Here is a 24,293-nt window from a genome sequence, read left to right on the forward strand (position 1 = left end):
ATTTACTTGATGCCTATCAAGCAGGAAACGTGCCATGCGGCGTATAACGCGACCGTTTCAGGCAGATGCCTCTTCCATGGCCGCATGCCGGCCGCCTTCCTCATGCGGCAGCGCACCATGAACCGGCAGGGCCAGTGCCCGCGTTGCACCAGACTGGTGCCTGAATGCCAATCTGAGCGATGCGACGCAGCAACCGCCCCAGGGCCACCCTTCGCGAGGCAGCGCCAGGCGGGCGGGAAGCCATATTTGGAATGGTTCTTGCTAGGCAAGGGATGGAGCCTTAGCCCGACACGAGCGACGCCACTATGCCATCACCCCTGAACATCCTGCTGGTCGACGACGAGGTGGTACGCGCCGCCATGGTCGAAGAAGCATTGATGGCCGAAGGGCACCGGGTCATCTGCCGGCTGGCGAGCCCGGCCAGCCTCAACGAGATGGTCGAACGCCACCAGCCCGACGTGGTGATCATCGACATGGAGAGCCCCGACCGCGACACGCTGGAAAGCATGGCACTGCTCAACCGCGAGAACCCGCGCCCGGTGGTGTTCTTCGCCGACCAGCACGACTCCGACATGCTGCAGGCCGCGCTCAAGTCCGGCGTCAGCGCCTACGTGGTCGACGGCCTGGTGCCAGAGCGGGTCGAGGCCATCATCGAGGTGGCCATCGCCCGCTTCGACGCCTTCCAGAGCATGCGCCAGGAGCTGGACAAGGCACGCAACCAGCTGACCGAGCGCAAGCGCATCGAGCGCGCCAAGGGCCTGCTGATGAAGCACCAGGACTGCGACGAGGAGCAGGCATACCGCATGCTGCGCAAGCTCGCCATGGACCGCGGCCAGCGCATCGCCGAGGTCGCCGACAGCGTCATCGACATTCTCGCCCGCCTGAACCCGACAGTGCCCTCCGAACCACGGGGATCCCGCTCATGAGCCACCCGCAACACCACGCCAACTCGCCGGAACTCGAGCGCATCACCCTCGGGTTCGTCCCGCTGCTCGATGCCGCCCTGCTGATCGTCGCCCGCGAACGAGGCTGCTTCACCGCCCAGGGGCTGGACGTCAGCCTGTCGCGGGAGAACGCCTGGGCCACCCTGCGCGACAAGGTCGCCGCCGGCCTGCTCGACGGCGCCCAGATGCTCGCCCCCATGCCGCTGGCCATGAGCCTGGGGCTGGGTCGCGCGCCCTGCGAGACGCTTGCACCGGCGCTGCTCTCGCGCAACGGCAACACCATCACGCTCTCCACGTCGCTGAGCCAGGCCAGCGGTGCGACGCTTGCCAGCGACCCGGCCGACAGCGCCCTGGCGCTGGGCAACTGGCTGCGCGGCCAGGGCAGCGGCAAGCGCCCGCGCCTGGCCATGGTCTACCCCTACTCCTGCCAGCACTATCAGCTGCGCGAATGGCTCACCTTGGGCGACATCGCCCCCGACCGCGACGTGGAACTCGTCGCCCTGCCGCCGCCGCGCATGGTGGAAGCCCTGCGCGACGGGCAGATCGATGGTTTCTGTGCCGGCGAGCCCTGGGGCACCCTGGCCCGCCATTGCGAGGTGGGCCGGCTGGTGACCACCGGCGCCCAGCTATGGCCCAACCACCCGGAAAAGGTCCTCGGTGTGACGCGCTCATGGGCGCAGCGCTACCCAGCCACGCTGGCCGCCCTGTTGCGTGCCCTGCGCGATGCCGGCGAGTGGCTTTACGCCTCGCCCGAACACCGCCGCAAGGCGCTCGAATGGCTGGCCCTGCCGCCCTATCTCGACCGCTCGGTTCGACACCTGCAGACCCTCGCTCACGACGAAGCGCCCATCCACCAGCAGCTTTGCGGCCCGGACGTGCTGCGCCCCACGCCGCAAGCCGCCCTGCACTTCGCCGCGCCCATCGTCAAACAACTGGAAGAAGCGGGTGGACGCTTCGACCCGGCGCTGCTGGCGGCTTGCTACAGCCCTGTGCATTTCGATGCCGCAACGCACCACTGATGTGCACGACCGGCGGGAGCCAAGCTCCAGCCGGTCGCCTTGCTGAACCCCAACCCCATGTTCTTTAAATGAAATTAGCTCCCTTTGGGCATTCTGGCCGGGTTCTTGAACTGTTCTGAGTGAGGCGATCAATGGCGATCGCCGACACATATTCGACAACGACGTCTCTGCGCTTCCCGATTCGATTCCAGATCGATAGGGGCCGCGCCGAGGCGTCGTTGCGTTTTGACCCCGTCACTCAGTTTTACCCCAGCATCGAGAGGAGCTGTCAGCCATGCGCCAGCGACATCCCGCAACGGCACCCAGCGAACATCTGGTCATCGTCGGCAACGGCATGGCCGGCCATCGCCTGGTCGAAGCGCTCCTCGCCCGGCCCGAGCGGCCCGCACGGATCACCGTGATCGGCGCCGAAACGACACCGGCCTACAACCGCATCCTGCTCTCGCCGCTACTCGCCGGCGAGATGGAGCGAGAGGCCCTGACCCTGCGCAACGCCGAGTGGTACGCCGAACAGGGCATCGAACTGGTGCTGGGCGAGCGCGTGGAGAACATCGACCGCACCGCGCGGCGCCTGACCACCGATGCCGGCCGTGAACTCGACTACGACCGCCTGGTACTGGCCACCGGCTCCAACCCGGCCCGCCCGCCGGTACCGGGGCTGGACCTGCCGGGCGTTCACGTCTTCCGCGACCTCGGCGACGCCGATGCCTTGGCACGCGCAGCCGAACAAGGCGGCAGTGCCGTGGTGATCGGCGGCGGCCTGCTCGGCCTGGAAGCGGCCGAAGGGTTACGTAAACGAGGACAGGGCAAGCGCGGCATGCAGGTAAGCCTGCTGCAGCGCGACGACCGCCTGATGAACCGCCAGCTCGACCTCACCGCCGCGCGCCTGCTCGAGAACGAGCTACGCGGCCGTGGGCTCGACATTCATACCGATGCCCAGCTCGAGCGTCTGGAAGCCGGCGCCGACGGCCAGGTGTGCGCCGCGCATCTGGCCGACGGCACCCGGCTCGCCGCCGACTGCGTCGTGGTGGCCATCGGCATCGTGCCCAACTCGGCGCTTGCCCGCAGCGTCGGGCTCGACGTCAACCGCGGCGTGGTCGTCGACGAGTGGCTGACCACTTCCGACCCCTCGATCCACGCCCTGGGCGAATGCTGCGAGCACCACGGCAACCTCTACGGCCTGGTCGAGCCGATCTGGCGCCAGGTCGAAGTACTGGCCGATTGTCTCTGCGGCAAGCCCAGCACCGGTTACGGCGAAGCACGCTATGTCGATAAGCCCTGTGCCACCAAGCTCAAGGTCAGCGGCGTTTCGCTCTACGCCTTCGGCCCCACCGACCCCGAGCCGGGTCACGAGGTGCTCAGCTATCGCGACCCCCAGCAGGGCGACTACCGCCGCCTGCTGCTGCGCGACGGCCGCCTGGAAGGCGCCGTGCTCTACGGCGACACCGCCTCCGGCCCCTGGTACTTCGAGCAGGCCCTGGCAGGCCGCGACCTGGCCCCCTGCCGCCCGGCCCTGTTGCTCGGCGCCGCCGACGCTCAACTCCTGCTCGACGATGCACTAAATGAATCACCGCAAAGCCCCGCGAAGGAGGCCGCATGAACACGCCCGCTAAACCGCAACTGATCGTCATCGGCAACGGCATGGTCGGCCACCACCTGGTCGAGCAACTGGTCGAACAGGGCGCCACGCAGCGCTATGAAGTCACCGTGTTCGGCGAGGAGCGCCACCTGGCCTACGACCGCGTGCACCTCTCCGAGTATTTCAGCGGCCGCGACGCCGCCTCGCTGGCACTCTCCACCGCCGAGTACTACGCCGAGCACGGCATCGAGCTGCGCCTGCACGAGGCGGTCACCGAGATCGACCGCGACAAGGGCGAAGTGGTGACGCCACAGGGCCGCTACGCCTACGACCGCCTGGTGCTGGCCACCGGTTCCTACCCCTTCGTACCGCCGATACCTGGCAACGAGCGTGAAGGCTGCCTGGTCTACCGCACCCTGGAAGACCTCGACGCCATCCGCGAAGCCGCCGAGACCGCCACCACCGGCGTGGTGGTGGGCGGCGGCCTGCTCGGCCTGGAAGCCGCCAACGCCCTGCGCGGGCTCAACCTCGACACCGCCGTGGTGGAATTCGCCCCGCGCCTGATGCCGATGCAGGTCGACAGCGAAGGCGGCGAACTGCTGCGCGAGAAGATCGAGGCGCTCGGCGTCCAGGTACTCACCGGCCGTGCCACCCAGGAGATCGTCGACGGCGAGGCCAGCCGCCACCGCATGGTGTTCCAGGACGAGAAAGTGCTGGAGACCGACCTCATCGTCTTCTCCGCCGGCATTCGCCCCCGCGACGAACTGGCCCGCGACTGCGGCCTGGAGATCGGCGAGCGCGGCGGCGTGGTGATCGACGACAACTGCCTGACCAGCGACCCGGCGATTCTCGCCGTTGGCGAGGTCGCGCTGTGGAACAACAGCATCTTCGGCCTGGTCGCCCCCGGCTACCAGATGGCCAAGGCCGCCGCCTCCACGCTGCTGGCTTCGCCCGGCGAAAGCGCCGGCACGACCTTCGCCGGCGCCGACATGAGCACCAAGCTCAAGCTGATGGGCGTCGACGTGGGCTCCATCGGCGATGCCCACGGCGACCGCACTCCCGGCGCGCGGCAGTACCGCTTCCTCGACCCCATCAAGCAGCAGTACCGCAAGCTGGTGGTCTCCAGCGACGGCAAGCGCGTGGTGGGCGCCATGCTAGTGGGCGACAACAGCTACTACGACACCCTGCACCAGTACTACGCCAACCGCATCGACCTGCCCGAGGACCCGGCCGCGCTGATCCTGCCCGCCGGTGGCGAAGCCGCCCCCGCCCTGGGGCCGGACGCCCTGCCGGAAACGGCGATGATCTGCTCGTGCCACAACGTCACCAAGGGCGACGTGTGCGCCTCGATCGACGCCGGCGCCGTGGACCTCGGCGCGGTGAAGGGCGCGACCAAGGCCAGCACCGGCTGCGGCGGCTGCGCCGCCCTGCTCAAGACCCTGGTGGACCATGAACTCGAGAGCCGCGGCGTGGAGGTCGACAAGTCGATCTGCGAGCACTTCCACTACACCCGCCAGGAGCTCTACGACATCGTGCGGGTGGAGGGCATCAAGACCTTCAGCGAGCTGATGGAGAAGCATGGTTCCAAGGTGGGTCACGGCCTCGGCTGCGACATCTGCAAGCCGGCAGTGGCTTCGATCCTGGCCTCGTGCTTCAACGAGCCGATCACCGACGCAGCCCACATCCCGCTGCAGGACACCAACGACACCTTCATGGCCAACATGCAGAAGAACGGCACCTACTCCGTCGTTCCCCGCGTGCCGGGCGGTGAGATCACCCCCGACAAGCTGGTGGTGCTGGGCCAGGTGGCGCAGAAGTACGAACTCTACACCAAGGTGACTGGCGGCCAGCGCATTGACCTGTTCGGCGCCCGCCTGGAAGACCTGCCGGCGATCTGGGGCGAGCTGATCGAAGCCGGCTTCGAGACCGGCCACGCCTACGGCAAGTCGCTGCGTACGGTGAAGTCCTGCGTGGGCAGCACCTGGTGTCGCTACGGCGTACAGGACAGCGTGGGCATGGCGATCCAACTGGAGCACCGCTACAAGGGCCTGCGCGCGCCGCACAAGATCAAGTTCGGCGTTTCCGGCTGCACCCGCGAGTGCGCAGAAGCCCAGAGCAAGGACATCGGCGTGATCGCCACCGAGAACGGCTGGAACCTGTACGTGTGCGGCAACGGCGGCATGCGCCCGCGCCACGCCGAACTGTTCGCCACCGACCTCGACGACGAACAGCTCTACCGCATCATCGACCGCTTCCTGATGTTCTACATCCGCACCGCCGACCGCCTGCAGCGCACCTCGGTATGGCGCGAGAACCTCGAAGGCGGCCTGGACTACCTCAAGCAGGTGATCCTCGAGGACAGCCTCGGCATCGGCGAAGAACTCGACCGGCAGATGCAGGCCGTGATCGATACCTACGAGTGCGAATGGGCCAACGCCATCAGCGACCCGGAGAAGCTCAAGCGCTTCCGCAGCTTCGTCAACGACGCGCGCCCGGACCCCGACATTATCTATACCACTGAGCGCGGCCAACTTAGACCTGCATAAGGATCATGGCGGCGCCCAGCGCGCCGCCCGCTTCATCTCGCTCGCCAGTGACAGATAAGAAAATGGAGACACCCTGAATGAGTTCAGCAATTGCGGCGAAGACCATGACCCAGACCTGGCAAACCCTCTGCACCCGCGCCGACCTGGTGCCCTTCTCCGGCGTCGCCGCCTGGGTGGAAACCCCGGAAGGCCCCGCCCAGGTAGCCATCTTCTACCTTCCTGGTCATAAACAAGAGCTCTACGCCCTGGATCACCACGACCCCTTCTCCAACGCCAACGTCATCGCCCGCGGCATCGTCGGCGACCTCAAGGGCCAGCTCGTCGTCGCCTCGCCGATCTACAAGCAGCACTTCCGCCTGGAAGACGGCCAATGCCTGGAAGACGACAGCGTGCAGCTGCGCACCTGGAAGGTGAGCTTCAAGGGCGACGAGGTGTGGATCGAGGCCTGAGGTTTCGACCTTAGAAAAGAAAAAGCCGCCGACGCTGGGGAAAAGCGTCGGCGGCTTTGACTCATGTCGGTGACGGACCGAATATCTGATTTTCGGCCCACGGACATGACTGACTACTCTGATGACAGACTACTTTGTTCAGGCGTTTATTTACCTGGTGGCGGCGGTGATCGCGGTGCCACTGGCCAAGCGGTTCGGGCTGGGGTCGGTACTCGGTTACCTGGTGGCCGGTGTGGTCATAGGGCCGGTGACCGGACTGGTGGGTCAGGAGACCGTTACCGTTCAGCATTTTGCCGAGTTCGGCGTGGTAATGATGCTGTTCCTGGTGGGGATGGAGCTTGACCCCAAAACCCTCTGGGCCATGCGGGTCCGTCTGCTCGGTCTCGGCGGCCTGCAGGTCACACTAACCGCAGCCGCCGCCACCTGTTTTGCCTGGTCCCTGGGCCTGCGCTGGCAAACAGCCGTGGCGGTGGGGTTTCTCTTCTCCCTGTCCTCAACCGCGATCGTCCTGCAGACATTGAACGAAAAGGGTCTGGTCAAAACCGAAGGCGGCCGAAGCACCTTCTCAGTGCTGCTTTTCCAGGACATTGCGGTGATTCCCATGCTGGCCATCATCCCGCTGCTGGTCGTACCGGGAATTTCCGGCACCGCCACAGAGCATGGACACAGCAGTCTCAGCCTGGTTGAGAACCTGCCGGGCTGGGCGCATGGACTGGTGGTTGTCGGCGCGATCATGCTGGTGATTGTCTGCGGCTATTACCTGAGCCGGCCGCTGTTCCGCTACGTGGTGCAGTCCGGCATGCGGGAAGTGTTCACCGCCACGTCCCTGATGCTGATTATCGGCATCGCGGCGCTCATGAGCCTGGTGAACCTGTCGCCGGCGCTAGGCGCTTTCCTGGCCGGCGTGGTCCTGGCCAACAGCGAATTCCGGCACGAGCTGGAAGCCAATATCGAACCGTTCAAGGGGCTGCTGCTGGGGCTGTTCTTCATTACCGTGGGCGCGGGGATCAATTTCGGGGTGCTGGCGGATGCCTGGGATACGGTCCTTCTTCTCGCCCTGGCGGTTATCGTGGGCAAGGCGCTGATTCTGGTTGGCCTGGCCTTCGCATTCGGCATCCGCGACAGCGAAGGCTGGCTGTTCACCCTCGGGCTGGCCCAGGCCGGTGAGTTCGGGTTTGTCCTGCTGACCTACAGCACCCAGAGCCGGGTGATTCCGGCGGACACCGCCCAGGTGCTGTCACTGGTAGTGGCCCTGTCCATGTTCCTGACGCCGCTGTTGTTCATTGTCTATGACCGGGTGGTGCTGCCGCGCTATCAAAAGGCAACCAATGAAGAAGCGGAGCCGGATGAGATAGAAGAGCGGGCCCCGGTGATCGTGGCTGGGGTCGGCCGCTTCGGGCAGATCGTCTGTCGTTTGCTTCGAGCCAACAACATTCCCAGCGTCGCCCTGGATCATGCCCTGGATCAGATCGAAAATCTGCGCCGCATCCAACTGAAAAGCTACTTTGGCGACGCCACCCGCGTCGAACTGCTGGAAACCGCCGGCATTGCCGAGGCGCGCCTGCTGGTCGTCGCCATCGATGACCGCGACCGGGCCGTGAGCCTGGTGCGCCATGTCAAACAGCTTTACCCGGAGGTCTGGATACTGGCTCGCGCCTTCGACCGCGGCCATGGTTATGAATTGCGCGAAGCCGGTGCCGACGACGTGGTGAGCGAAACCTATTACTCCGCCCTGGAACTCGGTGGCGAGGCCCTCACCGCCCTGGGCGTCCACCCACAACGCGCCCGCCGGATGACCGACTCCTTTATTGCCAGTGAAAAAGCCCACGAAGACCAACTGTTCGACGCCTGGCGCAATATCGAAGAAGGCATCCACTTCAGCCCGCGCTACGGGGAGTTGTTCATGAAGCTCGAGGAGTCGTTGGGGCACGCCATGCAGGAGAACGCACGGCGAACCGTGGACGAAGCACCGGCTTGGACCCCACCGAGGGACAATGCCTGATCACCCGCCGACGCTGGGTAGCGTCGGCGGCTTTGGATAAGCCTGTTCTCATCTCAACCGCGAAAGGCGGCCTCGATCTTGGCGATGTCGATTTTCTGCATCGTCATCATGGCATCGAAGGCCCGCTTGGCGGCGGCGCGGTCAGGGCTGGTGAAGGCTTTCGTCAGCGCAACCGGCGTAATCTGCCACGAGATGCCCCACTTGTCCTTGCACCACCCGCATTCGCTCTCTTGTCCGCCATTGCCGACGATGGCGTTCCAGTAGCGATCCGTCTCCTCCTGGTCTTCGGTCGCCACCTGAAACGAGAACGCCTCGCTGTGCTTGAACATAGGCCCGCCGTTCAGCCCGAGGCACGCAACGCCTAGTACGGTGAACTCAACCGTCAGGACGCTTCCCTCCTGACCCGACGGAAAATCACCAGGGGCCCGGTGCACCGCGTCGAGCGAGGAATCGGGGAACGTCTCGGCATAAAATCGCGCGGCTTCCTCAGCGGCGTCATCGTACCAAAGGCAGATCGTATTCTTTGCCATGTGCTTCATGATCAGCTCCGTTCTGTGGGTGATTGCTTTGGATGGCAACCTAACGTCGAACGGAGCTGGCTGAAATCGACAGCGGTGGCGGTGGCTAACGCATCAACTCAGCCGCGGCGAAGCCGTCGGCTGCAGCACATGGTTAGGATTCCCCTTGTCATACCGCATCAAGCTCCTGTTCCGGGGCCACAGCTGCGGCTTTCCTTCCCCACCGGACGAGCTTTTCCTCGGGCCAACTCGTGGCGAGCTCATTGGTCTGAGGCGCACCATTGAGAGACGCCACAAGCGTATCCCAGCGCTCTTCAGTCACGTCCCAGGCGGTAGAGGGTAAGAAAAACACCTTTCGAGCAAACGATGGTAATACAAACTCCGCAACCCAAAGCGAAGGCACAATAAACACGCGCGGCTGCAGCTCCTTATTCCCCCGGAGGTCAACCAAGGCATACCAAAACTGTGGACTGTGCTTACCAATCGCTCCGGCTCCAACGTCCCACTCGCACCCCTCCCTGCCGTAACGCCTGTGGCGATACGCATTCCGAGACGTCTTCACCTGTATGGAGATGCTTCGCGACCCGTCGGCTTTTGCCGCAATCACATCTACTGCCGGAGCGTTGCCGACGGTCAGGCTTGCATGTATACCGCGACGTGCAAGGGCGTAGGACACGTAGTAATGGCCAGCTGCGCCGACAAATTGACTTCTTCCTTTTGCCAAAACGGGCTCCCATCCTGTTTTAAAACCATTTTGATTCCTAACGTTAGTCGGTCGCCGCATTGCCCATTCTATCCGCGCGGAATGAAAACACTGACGGCTCCAACCGAAACAGAGTATCGGACAACCGGAGCATGGCGATGTCATTCCGGCGGTTACCGAGGCTCTCCCTCATCGCGACGCAAAGGCGCTTGAAAGCGAGGATCTCTTGCTCGCGCTCTAGTGTTCCTCCAGCGAGCCAGAATTCAGCTAGCGCTTCAACTACGGTAGCTTCCGCGCAGACACAGATGCGGGCCTTGGCGTCGTTTAAGGCGGCAAGCTCTTCCAGCTCATCATTCTTCCTGCCTAGACGGCGGGCCGCGACCAATCGAGATGCGGCTTGAAGGAAGTCTCCATACGCCTTTAGCCGCATAGTGGCCAGTTCACTGCCGCGTGTACGCCGGTCAGCCAGCCAATGAGCGAGAAAGGCTACGACTACAGCGCTGGCCAACGAGAGTACAGTTGCGAATACTGCTGGCATATCTTTCATCCCGCTAACATCAGAATTAAGCCGCGAAGCAGCGACGGCTTGAATGATTGTTAGATCGGACTACCTGATCTTGAAGCGAGCGGTTTGAGGCGACCTACTGGCATACCCCTCAATGCGGCTGACCCTATCGTTCTTATAAGCGTCAATCCAAAGCTCAACCATAGCGTCACACTGGCCGGCAACGATCTCCTTGAGAAGATCAGAGGGATAAGCCGTCCCGGCAGCGACCTTGCCAGATGAGGCAAGCTCCTCGGTCGGATTAAGGATGGCAATCGCGTGTCCATCCTCTACCTGTCCATGCGCATTACCCACGACGAGGAGTGGTTTTTCCTCACCATCAATCTTGGAGGTGACAAGTAGCCGAAACGTGCCCTGATGGTCGGCGCTGACCTTTAGGACTGAGAGAAACAGCGCTGCCGCCACTTCTTGAAGTTGATCAACCATGCTTCCCACTCCCGGCCTAAAGCCTGAATTAAGCCGAGCCGTGAAGCGGGTCGGCTTGGACGAATTGTTAAGCCAAAGTGTCATGAGGCTGGGTGAGGCATACACCGCACACGCCTAGCGAAGTAAGGACAGACAACCCAACAACCCACTTTAACTTCAGACTTAGCATGAAAAGAGTCTTTTTCATACGGTTCTCCTCTGTTTGCGCTTGAGTTGAGTTGATAGTGATTTCCTTACCGTCGATGAGAGTTGAACTCACCGAACGGCGACTTGTTTCTTCCTGGTGCGATTGATACACAAGGTTGATTGAGCTGCCGTCCCACCCACTCTCATGACACCTTGAACCCTCCCCTTTGACCTAGCAGTGCTTGACTGCACATCCTGATATTGGACGAACTCCCTTGCTCGTTCAACAATATTATCTAGCGTGTTTTCTTCTCTCCTACCTATTGTTGCCACCAACATAATATAACTCGGCCATTTACGTGCAACTCGCTCGCTTGTTCGTTTTGCCGGCACCAATAATACTGTATATATGCCCACATTACGAGGGAGCTGCCGTATGGATACGCATAGCAGACCGTCAAGGATGATGGACTGGGTGAAGGCTACCATGCGAGTGAAGCGCTACAGCCCACGTAACGAGAAAACCTACTGCTGCTGGATATGCTACTTCATTTGCTTCCATGGCGTGCGCCATCCTTCCAGCATGGGAAGCGCCGAGGTACGTGCTTCTTGGAGCACCTTGCGGTTGAACGCCATGTGGCAGCCGCCACGCAGAGCCACACGCTGAAGCTGGGTAAAGAATAACGAGTCATTCAGGCACGCTACCGCCAGGAGTGCTGTTCACCAGCCCCTTCTCGGCCACAGACCGTCGACATGCCACTACCGGGATAACATTAAAGACCGGTCTGCAAAACATCATTGCTAAATGAATCATCGGCATACGTTGCCGAATCTTGAAAAAAAGTCGTCGGACGCTGGCACCTTGGCCACGAACTGGCACTCTACGCCCTGGACCACCATGACCCCTTCTCCAACGCCAACGTCATCGCCCGCGGCATCGTCGGCGACCTCAAGGGCCAGCTCGTCGCCGCCTCGCCGATCTACAAGCAACACTTCCGCCTGGAAGACGGCCAGTGCCTGGAAGACGACAGCATAACGCTGCGCACCTGGAAGGTGAGCTTCAAGGGCGACGACGTGTGGGTCGCAGTCTGAAGGGATACTAGCGAGGGATAGGGGAGCCGCCGGTGACTTGTGGCCCTGAGGCTTTAGATAGGCTGCAAAAGTTAAAGCTAACGGCCAGAAAAAGACGACATAACACCCAGTACACTGGCGGCACGTAGCCACGTTCGCGTGCTGCCGATTGTTCTGCACCATCGGCTATCGGACCTCAGCGCAGAGGCTCATGGTTCGGCCTAAGGCACCAAATCGATGCTCAGAGCCTCCTCCAAAGCGGCTTCGGCCGTTTTGCTGTTGCCATTGTCCGATAACACCATCCGATGATTTCTCGCGTTGCAGCAGTCGATGAGCACCGCCAGAGTGGCCCGTCGACCCTTGTCGCACCAAATATCCTCAGATTAGTGGCCCACGCTCATCCGGCCGCGAGCCGCAGGTGGTCGGAGAGTCGGCGATTTTAATTTCAAAACTGAAGCCGAATTCCTCGATATAACTCCATTAAGAGCACTTATCAAAAACAATTAACCCACCTCCAAACTCCTCCAGGCTTGTGCAAAAGGCGACAAATCATAAGATTCATCAAGAGCATTAGCCAAACGAACAAAAGCCACACCAAAACAACCTGAGCGATCCATTTCTTTGCTTAAAGAACTCCAGTCCTCATCAATCTCCACTTCCTTACCCCCAACTAAAAGAGACCACCCTCCCTTAGTCCACAACACATCCATATTATTCCACAAATATTTTGGAATCTGTCCGCGCATGCTAAGATCCTGCCTGTCTTTCTCCCTAATAAAAAGCACCCCACCTTCCGCTGGTAATTGCCACAGACTCCGCCTACTCTCACTCTCTTCACTAAAGAGGCCAAGTATCGATGAAAGCCAAAACCCACGACCAACTTTACTTAAACGCACACCATCAGTAACAAGATAGTTCCGCTCAAAGACACGCAATGAAGGACAACGCCACAACCCCCTGTCACTTGCTGTATCGGCAGGATCGAGAACAATTATCTCACCATTTAAATCTTCTAATAATATTCCTGTATCAAACGGCACCCATCCTTTTTTGGTGCGAATGCAAACAGAGTGAGACTCCCTATCCTTATCATGCTTTCCTTCTAGTCTAAAAGAACACATTTCGGCAAGGGACTCTTTGTCTGGGAAAAGCAAATCCTCACTCTTATTTTTCAACGCACGCGCATAATGTAACGCAACAGAACCAACGAGCAAATCATGAAAATCCGGAACCCTAACCAAAGATGAACGCTGCAAATTCAGTGGAAATAGACCCTGAGGATCGTATATTATCAGGCGAGGCTTATCTACACATATCGAGGGGCTATGGGCGATTTCTAACTCTGCTGGGTAGGCAGGCCCGTAAACTCTTCGACCACCCTTGATTTCTATACCATTACATATAATATTGGGTCCCGAAATCCAATATCTTGACCAGCATCTACCACGCTGTAAATGCTCATAGGTCCAAATTACATCTTCATACCCTGGAGCACTAATCCTAAACCAACCCTCTGGCAGAGCCTCAAGAGGATCAGGCACTGCCGGAGGTCTATCTAAGGGCTGAGCATCACCAGGTAAAAAGCTTTCCACTCTTGGCCAACCTTGCCAAAACCAGTCCCACTCCCACTCCTCGCTACGGTAGCCATGCTCATTTCCCTCGGGAATGCTGCATAACTTCTTCAGAACCTTCGGATCCCTTATAGCGACCTTTACTAGAGTACCAACTTTAGCCTTAACTCGGCGAACCTCTATTAAATCATCTTCCAACCTACATTTAAACTCCAGCCCTTCCTCATCAGAAGCATGCATATGTCGCGTGGTAACTGTAACCTCATCTCCAAGCAGAAAAGCAGCCAGCACCCCCACTCCAAAACGCCCCGTTCGCAACACACGTGAGCGCCCCTGATCGTCCGTATGCTTTGCCTTCCAAATATCACTACTTCTAAATGAAGAACCAATTTTTAGGAAGTAGTTCTCTACAATTTCTAACGACATCCCAACGCCTTTATCTTCAACATGGAGCCATCCTTGCCCATTCTTTTCATCAAGGCGCACTATAACATCAGCTTCCCTTTTATCGACATGAGATTCGAGGCCTAACATTCTTTCCGCATCAGCCCGCTCACGGCACGCATCCACAGCATTTTGGATTAACTCCCTAATTCCAACAGCAGGCCAGTCGCCGTATAATGGCGCAACCATCAAGTTCAGCATTTCCACATCAGAAGCACGAAACCTTAACTTCTTCGGAATATAAGAAATAGAACTTTCGGTGGCATATTTCTCAGGAATCTCAATATTTGATCGAATGCGTCTAATCGCCAATCCTAGATCGCGCAGATCTTTATGCTGCCCATAAACCTCCCCAAGCACTGCCCAAGTAGCATCTAGCTCCGACTGAATATCTTGAAGCAAATCTTTAACACCTATAAAAGCGCGCACATTGGATGGTTCAACCTCAACGTAAAGTGCTTCGGGATCATCATGAGCACGATGCACATCACTTACAGCATGATGTTTATTCCATTCTGCTCTCGAAACGGGGCTCTCTAAGCTTCGAATTTCCAATACTTCCCCAGGAGCACGAGAAGCTTGTATCTGTACGTAGTCAGCAACTCGAAGCAATGCCATTACAAATGGCACATGCGCATTGTTGTATACTCGCCGACGCGGATTTGGGAGCATATCTACTGCAGTGCGTAAGCTTAAATTATGGCTTCTCGCCACAAATCCAGCTAGGTCTGCAAATTGCGGTGACGGCATCTCAAACATCAGACTTCTACCATCCGGACCAGGCACTCCAGCAATAGCAATTTCATGTGCTAAACGCGCATGATGCCTCCGCAAGAACTCACCTATCAGCAGCCGGTCACGATCGGTCTGCTCCAAAGCGGAAAGTGGTGGCTTTCGAGGTGGTTCTATACTTCCAAAAATGCTTTGCAGCCGCCTACTATCCATACGTAGTGCAGACGTTAGAAAATCATTCCATAAGACTGACCACGGCGGATCTTCTGAAGTGAAAGTCGAACGTGGCTGCTGGCCCCCTTCCTTAAGAAGAGACGCAAAGCCATCGGGCGAGAGATGCATAGCACAATCATGCAAAAGCGCTGCATATACTAGTAATGCGCAATCTTGCGGCGTAACATGAGCCCATGCCTCGTCCGAAATCAAGGCTTCTGCTGATGACAGAACTTGATTCACATGGTCAAGACCATGGTCAGTATAACCTGGAAAAAAGGCGAGCTTATTATCATAAAACCAAGGTCGCGCAGTTTTCAACGCTATATACACAGGCCCAGCAAGACCGTGCTCATTATTCAATCTTTCGGCAAGCTTATTAGGCAAATTAAAATTAGAAAGCAAAACCTAACCCTCTTAAAAATATTCCAAACAAACATTCATACCTACGAACACCAAAATTACTAATCCCAAACCGACGTGAGCTTTTTTTGACAGTGCAAGAGCCAGAAGCTACTTCCTCCAAAGCTAACTCTTTCTCACGAGTTAATCCACGGAATAAAAGCACATATTGACTTTGGTCGCAAATCAGTGGTGAAGGTTTATAGCATATAAGCCGTAGCTCACCTGAGGGTTGGCTGGCTAGCGCAGCTCGGTCATTTGCTGGAAGTGGCCGAGCTGTGCCATCAGTCACATTACCACCGTCCACCCCAGGAATACGCCGCTGAACAGGCCATAGAGCAGGCTGACGGTGGCTGTAAACGTAACCGTATCGGCGATATGGAACTGCCGAGTGCGGATGGCTTTCACCATGTACTTGGCGAAGAGGATTGCCAACATGAAGAGCAGCGGCCGCCAGCTTCTTGATAGGTGGGAGGCTTGGCGTTCGAGAGAGAAGCGCACTCCCCTGGAAATGGCGAGCTTGATACGAGGCGCTTCGGAGAAAGTGATACCTAGCGCCCATAGGCCAACGCCAACAGGATCGGTGTCGAATGCGGCGATGACTCCGTATAAGGCCAAGATGAAAAAAGCCGTCGAATGAATAGCGATTCTGCACGAGTATAAGCCACCCCCTATAGTAAGTGCTTACTTATTTGGCGCACCTTTCGAGAGCGCCCTGTGGCTAAATATTCATCCATGCTAACCTCAGTGTAGGCTGTCCGCTCTTCATCAATCCAGGTTTTTCATTTTTTATTAATTCTTTTTCATCGGAAAAGATAACACCGAGTGAATGGCTTCCAACGGCACGTCTAGCAGGGCTTCAAACACTTTCACATGCTTGTAGTTCTGGCGCAGCGGGTTCTGGAATTTAAAGGTCTTGCGGTAGAGCTTCTGGGTCCACTGCGCCTGCTTCTCGCTGCCGAAGATCCAGCCCGTCATATGCTTGGTTTCGATGACGAAGATGCCGTAGCGGGAGACCAGGATATGATCGATCTGGGTGGTACCGTCGGGCGTGGCAAGCGTGACGTTGTGGATGCCTCGGTACTCCTCCGCCGGTAGCCGTACCCTGGCGATCAGCTTGACGAAGGCTTCACCGAACAGGCCCTTGACCCAGCGAGACTTGAGGATGCCGAGCGCCAGCGCGACGAGGAGGACCCACCACAGCGGTCTTACGGCTTCAAAGAGGATCGAAACATCCAAGGGTTCGTCCACCTGCGAGATCTCAGGGGCGGGTCTTCGCTTAAGCCCGCTTTACCGTCACGCTAACGTTTTGCCGCGTGTAATGCTACGTAACGAACCGGAAATTTGACCTTGGTCGTGCCGGTGAGGGCAAATGCTTACGCCATGTAAGCCTTCTCTTACATGGGGCGTTTTTCAGCAAAGGTGAACAGCAAGCGCATCGGCGCGGGCCTGGCATTGACCGTCTTATGCCAAGCCAGAGGCAGAATGAAGGCGGGCACAGCGCCGTCGCTGTATGCTGTTGCTAGACCATTGGCTGCTAACTTTGGCAGCTGACTGCAGGCAAGATACCACCATGTAAGGTCAGTCCTCTTGCGTGTCTCGGAAGGCATCCGTCGTGCGGTCCAGGTCTTCCTGCAGGGCAGCGTCGGCTGCCGCTCTGCGGCGCTCGGCTTCGGCCTCGAACTCGGCAAGCTGGGACTGATAACTCTCTGCCCGGGCATCAAGTAGTTCACCCACCGCTCTGGTGGTATCACTGTCCAGCCCCCGCTCGCGCGCCCATCCAGCCAGGCCAAGCCGTTCGCGACCGGTCGCAGCTTTCAGGCACAGTTTAGAGCGCGCCAACATGCCCGATGTACTCAATGCATTGGCTGCCTGGCCACCACCGGTGTTGAGCTGGGTTCGCGCCAACGCACCCTGATTCGCCAGCCGGTTTTGCGCCGCATCACTTAAACTGCTCTGCAACTCCCGGGCGTTGGCCACCTCAAGAAACCGGCCGTTGCCAGCCTCGGCCACGGCGTGCAGCGCATCGCGCTCTTCGCGAGGCAGATCAAAGCCGATGATATTCACTACCGCACGCACATCGGACTCCGACAGCTGCCTGGCTGCCTCGACTGGATCGCCGTGACAGGTTTCTTCGCCGTCGGAGATAACGTAGACAACCTGCTCGCCCGGCACCTCGGTTGCCTGAAAGCTCTCACCGGCCTGCTCGATCGCAGCGGCCAACGGCGTCCAGCCGGTAGCCGATACGTTCTCCAGTTCGCGGGTAAGTGCTGAGCGATCGTCGCGCTGGATCGATTGGGTTAGTTCTACGCCGCGGCAGCTGTCGGCTCTGCCTGATTCCTGATTGGTGCCGGTATGTCCGAACAGCACCAGGCCAAGCTCAATGTCTTCATCGAGATTGGAGACGAAGTCTATTGCGGCGGCACGGGCGATATCCATCTTGGTTTGCCCGCCAATCCGGCCCGCCATGGAGCCGGATGCGTCTAGCGCCAGCACAACTCTTCGTATCGGGACGCTGGGTGCTCCCCGCTCTGCCCCCCTGGTCATGCCGAGGCCCAAGCCTTGGTCGCGCAGTTCGGGGAGCTCCTTGAAGCAAGCGGTCAGATCCTCGCCACGCTCAGCAATGTAGGCATCGAAATCCCTCTCGGCACTCTCGAGCTGGCCGGAAAAAAGCAAGATCGCAGCTGCTGCGCCGCCCAATAATGAGAGATCCCAAATTCGGCCACCGCTGCGCCGTGCTGAGTCGAGCATCCTCCTTCCTCCTATTGATCGGGCTTCGGGCTCTTCCTTGGCCAGGAAAAGATAGGCCAGCCGGGAAGAAGCCGCCATGGGGCCGGATTGGCAGGACCGCTGACCGCGGTGAGGTCCTTCTGATCGCTCAGCCGGCCGAACCGGCTACTCGCTCTTTCTGGCAACGATGAAGACCGTTCCTTTCCCGGGCTGCCACTCCCGCTCGATGGAGAAGCCCGCGCCGATCAGCTTATCGACCAGCGCCTGCTTGCCAAAGCGATTCACATAGGGAGCGAGCCCCAGCATCTGCATGGGTGGAATCACCAGGCGCAGCAGGAAGTTGATATCGCCGATCAGGACGGTGCTGGAAACGAACACGCCACCTGGCTTGAGCAAGCCATGCACCCTGGCCAGCGTCGCGTCCAGATCTTCGAGCAGGTGAAGGATATTGAGCCCCAGCACGGCATCGAAGCTTGCCTCCGCCTGCTCCACCTCTTCCAAGGTGCCTCGTCGGAAGGTGATGTTCTCGATACCGGCATCACGTGCCTTCTGCTCGGCGATCTCCAGCATTTTGTCGGAAATATCGATAGCGACCATATCCCTGACATGAGGGGCATGGAGTATCGCCGTACTCCCCGTCCCGCAGCCGAACTCCAGCACGCTGCTATCCGGGTGCAGGTACTCCTGGGTGATGGCCAGCTTCTTCTCGTACGCGCTCACGTTGCGAATGGGGCTCTTGGCGTAGCGCGCAGCACTTTTGTTCCAGAACGCTCTGGCGTTTTTCATCGCTTCAACCCCAGGTCAGCGAACCCGGAAAAAGGAGTGCCTTGGTCCGTCACGAGACGACTTGTCCGGCATGATGCGCCGGGAAGCACTCTCGCCGGACCGGCTCGGGGAGCCCGAGTGCACGCGCCGCAGGTAGAAGCGTTCCATCCACGAACCTGTCGAAGTCCTCTGCAGAGCGCCAAATATCCACGATGCGCCAGCCGCCGGAAACAGGACCGCATGCATGATAGAGGATACCCGCTGGCGCGCCTTGTGCGACAAGACTGGCACCGAGCTTCTCATACGTAGTTTCGGTAACGCTGGGGAATTCAATTGTCGTAACAACTGGCATATGGTGCTCCGTAGAGTTAAGCCAACGATAGTCGAACACGCTTATATTACATGCGCTATTTGTTTAATACGTATTGCTGAGATGATGCGAACGAAGGATGGCTGGCTAGCGCAGCTCCGTTATACGCTGGGAACTGCTGAACTGTGCCTTTCGCCACATCACCACCGCACGCCCGAGGAACACGCCGCTGAACAGGCCATAGAGCAGGCTGACGATGGCCGTGAACTCGGCCGTGTCGGCAATCGGGAGCTGCCTGGCACGGATCACTTCCACCGAGTACTTGGCGAAGAAGATCGCCAGCATGATGAGCAGCGGCTGCCAGCTTCCCGGCAGGTGAAAGATTTGGCGTTCGGGAGAGAAGCGTACTCCCCTGGGGATGGCGAGCTTGATATAGAGCGCCACGGAGAGCGCGACACCGAGCGCCCATAGGGCAAGGCCGACTGGATCGGTGCCGAAGGCGGAGACGACGCCATATAACGCCAGGATGAGGAAGACTGTCGGCAGGATGGTGATGCTGCGTCGGCTGGCGGTGCGGTCTCTGCTCTGCTGGTAACCCATCACGAGCAGCACGATGAAGAGCAGGAATACCCAGCGCGGCGTATTTCTTATTATCTCTATCAGCATGGCCGATTCCCTGGCGTCGATTTCGCCTCAGCATAGCGAGGCGAAGCCAACCCCTCCAGTCAGTGCTTACTAACCCGCCTTGGGTTACGGTAGCGCCGCTTGGCTCAGGCTCGGGACACGAGGGATGATCTGAGCGTCATGACCGCAGCCCAAACAGCAACAGACCAATATTACGAGGTCGCCCTGACCGCTTCAGATACTCACAATATGGGTGCCATAATCGGATAGTAACGCCCTCTGCGGGGCGAGAATATTCTTATCGTCATTCATATATGCCGAGGAGACCATAGCAGGCTGAGCCAACACTGCTGGCGGTCCGGTGGATACCCCACTGGAATTAGAGCGTGGCATTTTCTGAATCAGGGCTAATCCACATGAAACGACGAAGAGCCTTTTCTACTCCTTTATTGGTCATCATCACGAGTCAACCTTTGATATACCCCAAGACCGACCACCACCAAGATAGCTGATAGCAACAGTAAAGTAGGATAAATCAATGTAGTTATATCCTTTGTTCCAGCCTCGAATACGAAAACCAAAGATTCCAGGCTGATAGCAATTGCAATTATGACAAAAAATTTCAACAAAGCTTCTCTCTGCTTTGCGGGCGACTTTGTAGCACTGCTACTGAAAACCTCTTCCTCCAACATGAACTTGGACACATCAAAAACAGCCATTCCGATCACGATCAAACCGATGGAATTAAGAAGAGCTGCAACCAGCAAGGTTTTTTCGTGCAGCGAAAGCCATATGTCCCATAAGGCAACGCCCATCATTGTGAGACTGATAATACCGAGACTCAAGCTGATAAGTCCATAAATAGCGCGCCCTATCAAATCTGAAAGACTCTTCAACTTATTCATCCTTTCTCCATGAAAAATCTCTCAGTAACTCAGTTGAATTGACATACCCAAATTTCCTCCATCGTACGAAAAACTGGCATCCTCGAACGAAGGCGCACTCATCGAGGCTTTTGCCCCGCTTGAAAAGCCGTAGCCTTCCGTGGGAACTCCTAGAAAATTAGTGTCCAGCTTGCCGTCCATATTTTCATCATGAATGATGGCCAATGCATACGTTCCTGGCTGGATATCCAAGAAATAGCAACGCGCCTGCGTATCCTGAATTTTCATCAACATTATATTGGTTGCTGAGTGAAGAAATTCAGTAGGAAACCCTTCCGGCGATTCGAAAAGCGCGCAAGCTATAGCTCCATTACTGTTACTAATGTTTGGAATATTCACGTGAATTCCGGGGCACTCTCCTTGGGCAAATACGATGACAGGAAAATTCGCAAGCATCATAACTGCCCACAATGCTACATATCGCAGCCCCAAGCTGAGGGGCGTTACAGGGTAACACACACTGAAGCCCAGCAAGGATTTTTGATTAGTTGAATCACTCATTGCCTTCCCTCCTTATAGCTCCGAGATGCGTAGTCTCGGCTGAACCCTCCATTAGCCGCCTATCAAAAATTAAACTACGTGCTTGTAAATTTTCTTGAACGCGCTCGCACATTCAGCAATGGTAATTTACACGACTACGGCATGTCGGATTCGGCTCGCAAGCTGCTGAGCAATAAACAAGGCAACTCTTATCGACCAAGAGCGGAAGTTTAGGTAGGCCTGTATAAAAGTCACCTCTCAGCAGCTGGGTCCGCTAAAGCGACAATAAACCTCAAAAAAGCAGACGTACTGCCCTCGGCCAGCTGCTGCGCTTGGTTCAGCGTGCGTTTATGTCCTTGGTATGAGTTGCTCAACCCGGCGGTTGACGCGATAGGGCGCGAATTTCATCACGTAAGGCGATCACCTCGTCTCGTAGCATAGCCAGCTGTTTGGCCCCTGCCAATTCGGCGTCGACATTATCAGCGTCGCGTCCGACGAAGAAGGTGGCGAGCGCCGCTGTCACGTAGCCGAAGATACCGAAGGCATACAGTGCAAGAAAAACGCACAGTACACGCCCTTCGGCCGTATGGGGCCAGTACTGCGAGCCCATCGTCGTCATGATCATGGAGGTCCACCACAGCGACTCACCGTAGCTGTTCGGGCCGCCGGGTACCTCGCTCTCGAAAGCGTACATCCCGGCCGCGCCGGCAAATGTGACCAGTAATGTGAGGGCAATTACATACCCGAAGCCCCGTCGGCTCAGACTCGCACCGAGCGCCCTCATTCCACGGTTCAGCGAGCTGACGACGCGGACCAGCCGCAACCCCCGCCCCGTCCTGGCCATGCGGAGCAGCCGAAATGTACGGAAGGCGCGGAAGATCCGCAGCGCGGGGATCAGCAGCGAAATGGCGGTCAACCAGTTACGCTTGAGGTAAACGGCCTTGTCCGAGGCTAGGACCAGTTTCACAGAGAAATCGAGAATGAATACGACCCAGATAACCGTGCCGAGAAAATTGAACAACAGACTCTCGCCCCGAATCAACTCCACGACCAATAACACCAACCACACAAAAGCTAAAACCAGCATCGGGGTTTCCAGCCAGCCTTCCAAACGCTGGAGCAGCTCGTATCGCTCCCGTTTCATCTCTTCCGCGTCCGCGACCTTCGTGTCGGTATTTTCTCTCTTATCCTTGTCGTTCATAGAGCGCCCCGCTTTTGACATCCATTTCAGGTCGTGATCTGCTGAGCATGTTTAATGACTGTAGACTAAAACCACCTTATCAGCCAGGAGCCTATAAGCAAGAATTACCTACTCAACAAGACTCAACTCAACTGAATTAATAATTATTAAATGTCGCCAAGAAGAAATACGAGCTCTTTTAAGCCTGAGTCGCCGGAAAATGTGTATGGATCAAGATGTAAGAATAGAGTACAGCGAAAAGGGCATGGAAGGCGGGCCAGTTCGCTATTCGCTCTCACGGATTGCACGAATCAGCGGCTGCCAGCTACCCGAGAAGTGGAAGGCTTGGCGTTCGGGAGAGAAGCGTACTCCCCTGGGAATGCCGAGCTTGAGATGCAGAGCCACGGAGAGCGTGACGCCGAACGCCCATAGGGCAAGGCCGACAGGGTCGGTGCCAAAGGCGGAGACGACGCCGTATAAGGCCAGGATGAGGAAAACCGCCGGCAGGATGGTGATGCTGAGTCGGCTAGCTGTGCGGTCCTTGCTCTGCTGGTAGCCCATCACGAGCAGCACGATGAAGAGTAGGAATACCCAGCGCGGCGTATTTCTTATTATCTCTATCAGCATGGCCGATTCCCTGGCGTCGATTTCGCCTCAGCATAGCGAAGCGAGTCCACCCCCTCCAGTCAGTGCTTACTAACCTGCCGTGGGTGACGGTAGGCCGCTTGGCTCAAGCTCGGAAAACGAGGGATCGCCTGAGCATCATGACCGCAGCCCAAAACAGTAACCTGCCAATATTACCAATCCGTGCTGGCCGCTTCACAATTTAGAGGCAATAAACGGATAGTCGCCCCCTCGGCAGGGTCAGTATCTTCTTATCGTCATTCATATACACCTGAGGGCGCTATGAAAATCATCCAAGAAGAATCGCTTTCAACTATGCAGATGCTCGAAAGAATGTTTCAAGCGGAGATGGCTTTTATGGAATCGGAGCCACAAGACATTAGCCTACTTGCTGATGCTTTCCACCCCGATGTTGTCGTCCACGAGCCGACATCACTCCCGTACTCAGGCGACTGGATAGGCTTGGAAGGCATTGCCGGGTTGATGCAGCAAATGAGCAAAGCATTCAGCAAGGTGTCAGTGGAAGACCTGAGCTACGCCGGTTCCCCAACCAAGCTGTATGTGTCGTGCATCTTGCATCTGACAGCCCGAGCGACCGGAATATCAGTCACACAGCCCTTTTCAGAAATATTGAGGTTTGAGAATGGATTACTGGTTGAAGGTACGCCCTTCTATTTCGATACGGCGGAAATTGATGCCATTCTGAATCAGCGTACCTGAGAGTGGAGTTGGGTGCTCGGCGCAAAGGCCACGGCGTGGCCCCACGCCAGCGCCGCTGTGCCCTTCCAAGGCCTCGCAAAAAATGCTCAAGATTGGGATGGGCAAGCCGATAAACCTTATACTAGGCTAAATGCAACTCAATGTTACAAAATACGAGCTTAGTGTATCTGAACGGCGACGCCACCGGCCGTGGCTAATGGATGCAGAGGCGCTTTGGCGCCATGAAGCCCGCCGAGCAGTCGAGATCAAAGCCGAGCGCAAGCGCGCTGTGGTGAACTGGAGAATCCTGGCGTTGATGCGCCAGTGGAGGTGACGCCATGAACTGGACCCAACTCCCTGATAACTGGTGGTGCAACGAGTTCGGCGACCAGATCCACCGCTACGAGATCCTGGACGACGAGGACCGATGCCAGATCGAGTACCACCTCCGTCAGGCAGGGGAGCGTCTGCCCTGGAGTGGCAAAACCCACACGCTGGCCGAAGCCCAGCGTCAGCTGGAGCACAGCCGGGCGTTGATGGTCTGAGGGCCTTCGTACTAACAGCTTGCATGAAGGCGCCCAAGCAGCGTGCGCGAGTGCCTGACCGTTGCTGTTTCGTCGTACGTTG

General features: G+C 57.9%; 22 protein-coding genes and 1 pseudogene. 10 read left to right on the forward strand and 13 right to left on the reverse strand.

What is annotated here, in order from left to right:
• Window positions 1-305 precede the first annotated feature (305 nt).
• From ACRWQA_RS15450 to ACRWQA_RS15475, 6 genes are all read left to right on the forward strand, one after another.
• Window positions 306-926 carry an ANTAR domain-containing response regulator gene (locus ACRWQA_RS15450; protein ID WP_434228126.1) on the forward strand — a complete coding sequence of 207 codons (621 nt, stop codon included), beginning with the start codon at window positions 306-308 and terminating at the stop codon, window positions 924-926.
• The gene (locus tag ACRWQA_RS15455) at window positions 923-1,963 is read left to right on the forward strand and encodes a CmpA/NrtA family ABC transporter substrate-binding protein (RefSeq protein ID WP_434228128.1); all 1,041 of its coding nucleotides are present in this window, start codon (window positions 923-925) and stop codon (window positions 1,961-1,963) included. Before ACRWQA_RS15450 ends, ACRWQA_RS15455 begins: the two co-directional genes overlap by 4 nt.
• Before the next feature lie 274 nt (window positions 1,964-2,237).
• On the forward strand, window positions 2,238-3,563 hold the full coding sequence (locus ACRWQA_RS15460) for an NAD(P)/FAD-dependent oxidoreductase (RefSeq protein ID WP_434228130.1): 1,326 nt from the start codon (window positions 2,238-2,240) through the stop codon (window positions 3,561-3,563).
• Window positions 3,560-6,088, forward strand: a complete 2,529-nt coding sequence (nirB, locus tag ACRWQA_RS15465; RefSeq protein WP_434228132.1) for a nitrite reductase large subunit NirB — start codon at window positions 3,560-3,562, stop codon at window positions 6,086-6,088. Before ACRWQA_RS15460 ends, nirB begins: the two co-directional genes overlap by 4 nt.
• Window positions 6,089-6,165: 77 nt before the next feature.
• Window positions 6,166-6,537, forward strand: a complete 372-nt coding sequence (nirD, locus tag ACRWQA_RS15470) for a nitrite reductase small subunit NirD (protein ID WP_434228134.1) — start codon at window positions 6,166-6,168, stop codon at window positions 6,535-6,537.
• 157 nt (window positions 6,538-6,694) lie between these two features.
• Complete coding sequence (locus tag ACRWQA_RS15475) at window positions 6,695-8,539, forward strand: monovalent cation:proton antiporter-2 (CPA2) family protein (RefSeq protein ID WP_434228135.1); 1,845 nt, start codon at window positions 6,695-6,697, stop codon at window positions 8,537-8,539.
• Between the two features lie 53 nt (window positions 8,540-8,592).
• On the opposite strand, the gene ACRWQA_RS15480 is transcribed toward ACRWQA_RS15475, so the two are convergent.
• The 3 genes from ACRWQA_RS15480 to ACRWQA_RS15490 all read right to left on the reverse strand — a co-directional run bounded on the left by ACRWQA_RS15480 (window position 8,593) and on the right by ACRWQA_RS15490 (window position 10,751).
• Complete coding sequence (locus tag ACRWQA_RS15480; RefSeq protein ID WP_434228137.1) at window positions 8,593-9,078, reverse strand: VOC family protein; 486 nt, start codon at window positions 9,076-9,078, stop codon at window positions 8,593-8,595.
• 746 nt (window positions 9,079-9,824) lie between these two features.
• Complete coding sequence (locus tag ACRWQA_RS15485) at window positions 9,825-10,298, reverse strand: hypothetical protein (RefSeq protein WP_434228138.1); 474 nt, start codon at window positions 10,296-10,298, stop codon at window positions 9,825-9,827.
• A gap of 69 nt (window positions 10,299-10,367) precedes the next feature.
• Window positions 10,368-10,751 carry a hypothetical protein gene (locus tag ACRWQA_RS15490; RefSeq protein ID WP_434228140.1) on the reverse strand — a complete coding sequence of 128 codons (384 nt, stop codon included), beginning with the start codon at window positions 10,749-10,751 and terminating at the stop codon, window positions 10,368-10,370.
• A 592-nt stretch (window positions 10,752-11,343) separates the two neighbouring features.
• Here ACRWQA_RS15490 and ACRWQA_RS15495 point away from each other — a divergent pair.
• Window positions 11,344-11,544, forward strand: coding sequence for a phage integrase N-terminal SAM-like domain-containing protein (locus ACRWQA_RS15495; protein ID WP_434228236.1), 201 nt, complete (start codon window positions 11,344-11,346; stop codon window positions 11,542-11,544).
• A 197-nt stretch (window positions 11,545-11,741) separates the two neighbouring features.
• Window positions 11,742-11,969, forward strand: a pseudogene (gene nirD, locus ACRWQA_RS15500) (nitrite reductase small subunit NirD); the annotation flags it as partial.
• Between the two features lie 482 nt (window positions 11,970-12,451).
• On the opposite strand, the gene ACRWQA_RS15505 reads toward nirD (ACRWQA_RS15500), so the two are convergent.
• From ACRWQA_RS15505 to ACRWQA_RS15550, 10 genes are all read right to left on the reverse strand, one after another.
• On the reverse strand, window positions 12,452-15,313 hold the full coding sequence (locus ACRWQA_RS15505) for an HD domain-containing protein (RefSeq protein ID WP_434228142.1): 2,862 nt from the start codon (window positions 15,311-15,313) through the stop codon (window positions 12,452-12,454).
• A gap of 285 nt (window positions 15,314-15,598) precedes the next feature.
• Window positions 15,599-15,748 (reverse strand): hypothetical protein, encoded by a 150-nt coding sequence (locus tag ACRWQA_RS15510; RefSeq protein WP_434228144.1) that lies wholly within the window; start codon window positions 15,746-15,748, stop codon window positions 15,599-15,601.
• A gap of 354 nt (window positions 15,749-16,102) precedes the next feature.
• A complete protein-coding gene (locus ACRWQA_RS15515) occupies window positions 16,103-16,561 on the reverse strand; it encodes a nuclease-related domain-containing protein (RefSeq protein WP_434228146.1) in 459 nt (152 codons plus the stop codon).
• 330 nt (window positions 16,562-16,891) lie between these two features.
• Complete coding sequence (locus ACRWQA_RS15520; RefSeq protein ID WP_434228147.1) at window positions 16,892-18,061, reverse strand: vWA domain-containing protein; 1,170 nt, start codon at window positions 18,059-18,061, stop codon at window positions 16,892-16,894.
• Window positions 18,062-18,205: 144 nt separating this feature from the next.
• Entirely contained in the window at window positions 18,206-18,826 is a 621-nt protein-coding gene (locus ACRWQA_RS15525) for a class I SAM-dependent methyltransferase (RefSeq protein WP_434228149.1), read from the reverse strand.
• A 436-nt stretch (window positions 18,827-19,262) separates the two neighbouring features.
• On the reverse strand, window positions 19,263-19,781 hold the full coding sequence (locus ACRWQA_RS15530) for a DUF6622 family protein (protein ID WP_434228151.1): 519 nt from the start codon (window positions 19,779-19,781) through the stop codon (window positions 19,263-19,265).
• 404 nt (window positions 19,782-20,185) lie between these two features.
• Window positions 20,186-20,644 (reverse strand): general glycosylation pathway protein, encoded by a 459-nt coding sequence (locus ACRWQA_RS15535; protein ID WP_263583012.1) that lies wholly within the window; start codon window positions 20,642-20,644, stop codon window positions 20,186-20,188.
• A 21-nt stretch (window positions 20,645-20,665) separates the two neighbouring features.
• Window positions 20,666-21,184, reverse strand: a complete 519-nt coding sequence (locus tag ACRWQA_RS15540; RefSeq protein ID WP_434228153.1) for a DUF2141 domain-containing protein — start codon at window positions 21,182-21,184, stop codon at window positions 20,666-20,668.
• Between the two features lie 349 nt (window positions 21,185-21,533).
• Window positions 21,534-22,364, reverse strand: coding sequence for an ion transporter (locus ACRWQA_RS15545; RefSeq protein ID WP_263583010.1), 831 nt, complete (start codon window positions 22,362-22,364; stop codon window positions 21,534-21,536).
• 264 nt (window positions 22,365-22,628) lie between these two features.
• Window positions 22,629-22,970, reverse strand: a complete 342-nt coding sequence (locus tag ACRWQA_RS15550) for a DUF6622 family protein (protein ID WP_263583009.1) — start codon at window positions 22,968-22,970, stop codon at window positions 22,629-22,631.
• 279 nt (window positions 22,971-23,249) lie between these two features.
• Here ACRWQA_RS15550 and ACRWQA_RS15555 point away from each other — a divergent pair, with 279 nt between their 5' ends.
• On the forward strand, window positions 23,250-23,687 hold the full coding sequence (locus tag ACRWQA_RS15555) for a nuclear transport factor 2 family protein (protein ID WP_434228155.1): 438 nt from the start codon (window positions 23,250-23,252) through the stop codon (window positions 23,685-23,687).
• 317 nt (window positions 23,688-24,004) lie between these two features.
• Complete coding sequence (locus ACRWQA_RS15560; protein ID WP_263583007.1) at window positions 24,005-24,211, forward strand: hypothetical protein; 207 nt, start codon at window positions 24,005-24,007, stop codon at window positions 24,209-24,211.
• Window positions 24,212-24,293: the final 82 nt, after the last annotated feature.

The sequence above is a fragment of the Billgrantia sp. C5P2 genome (genome assembly GCF_051062895.2).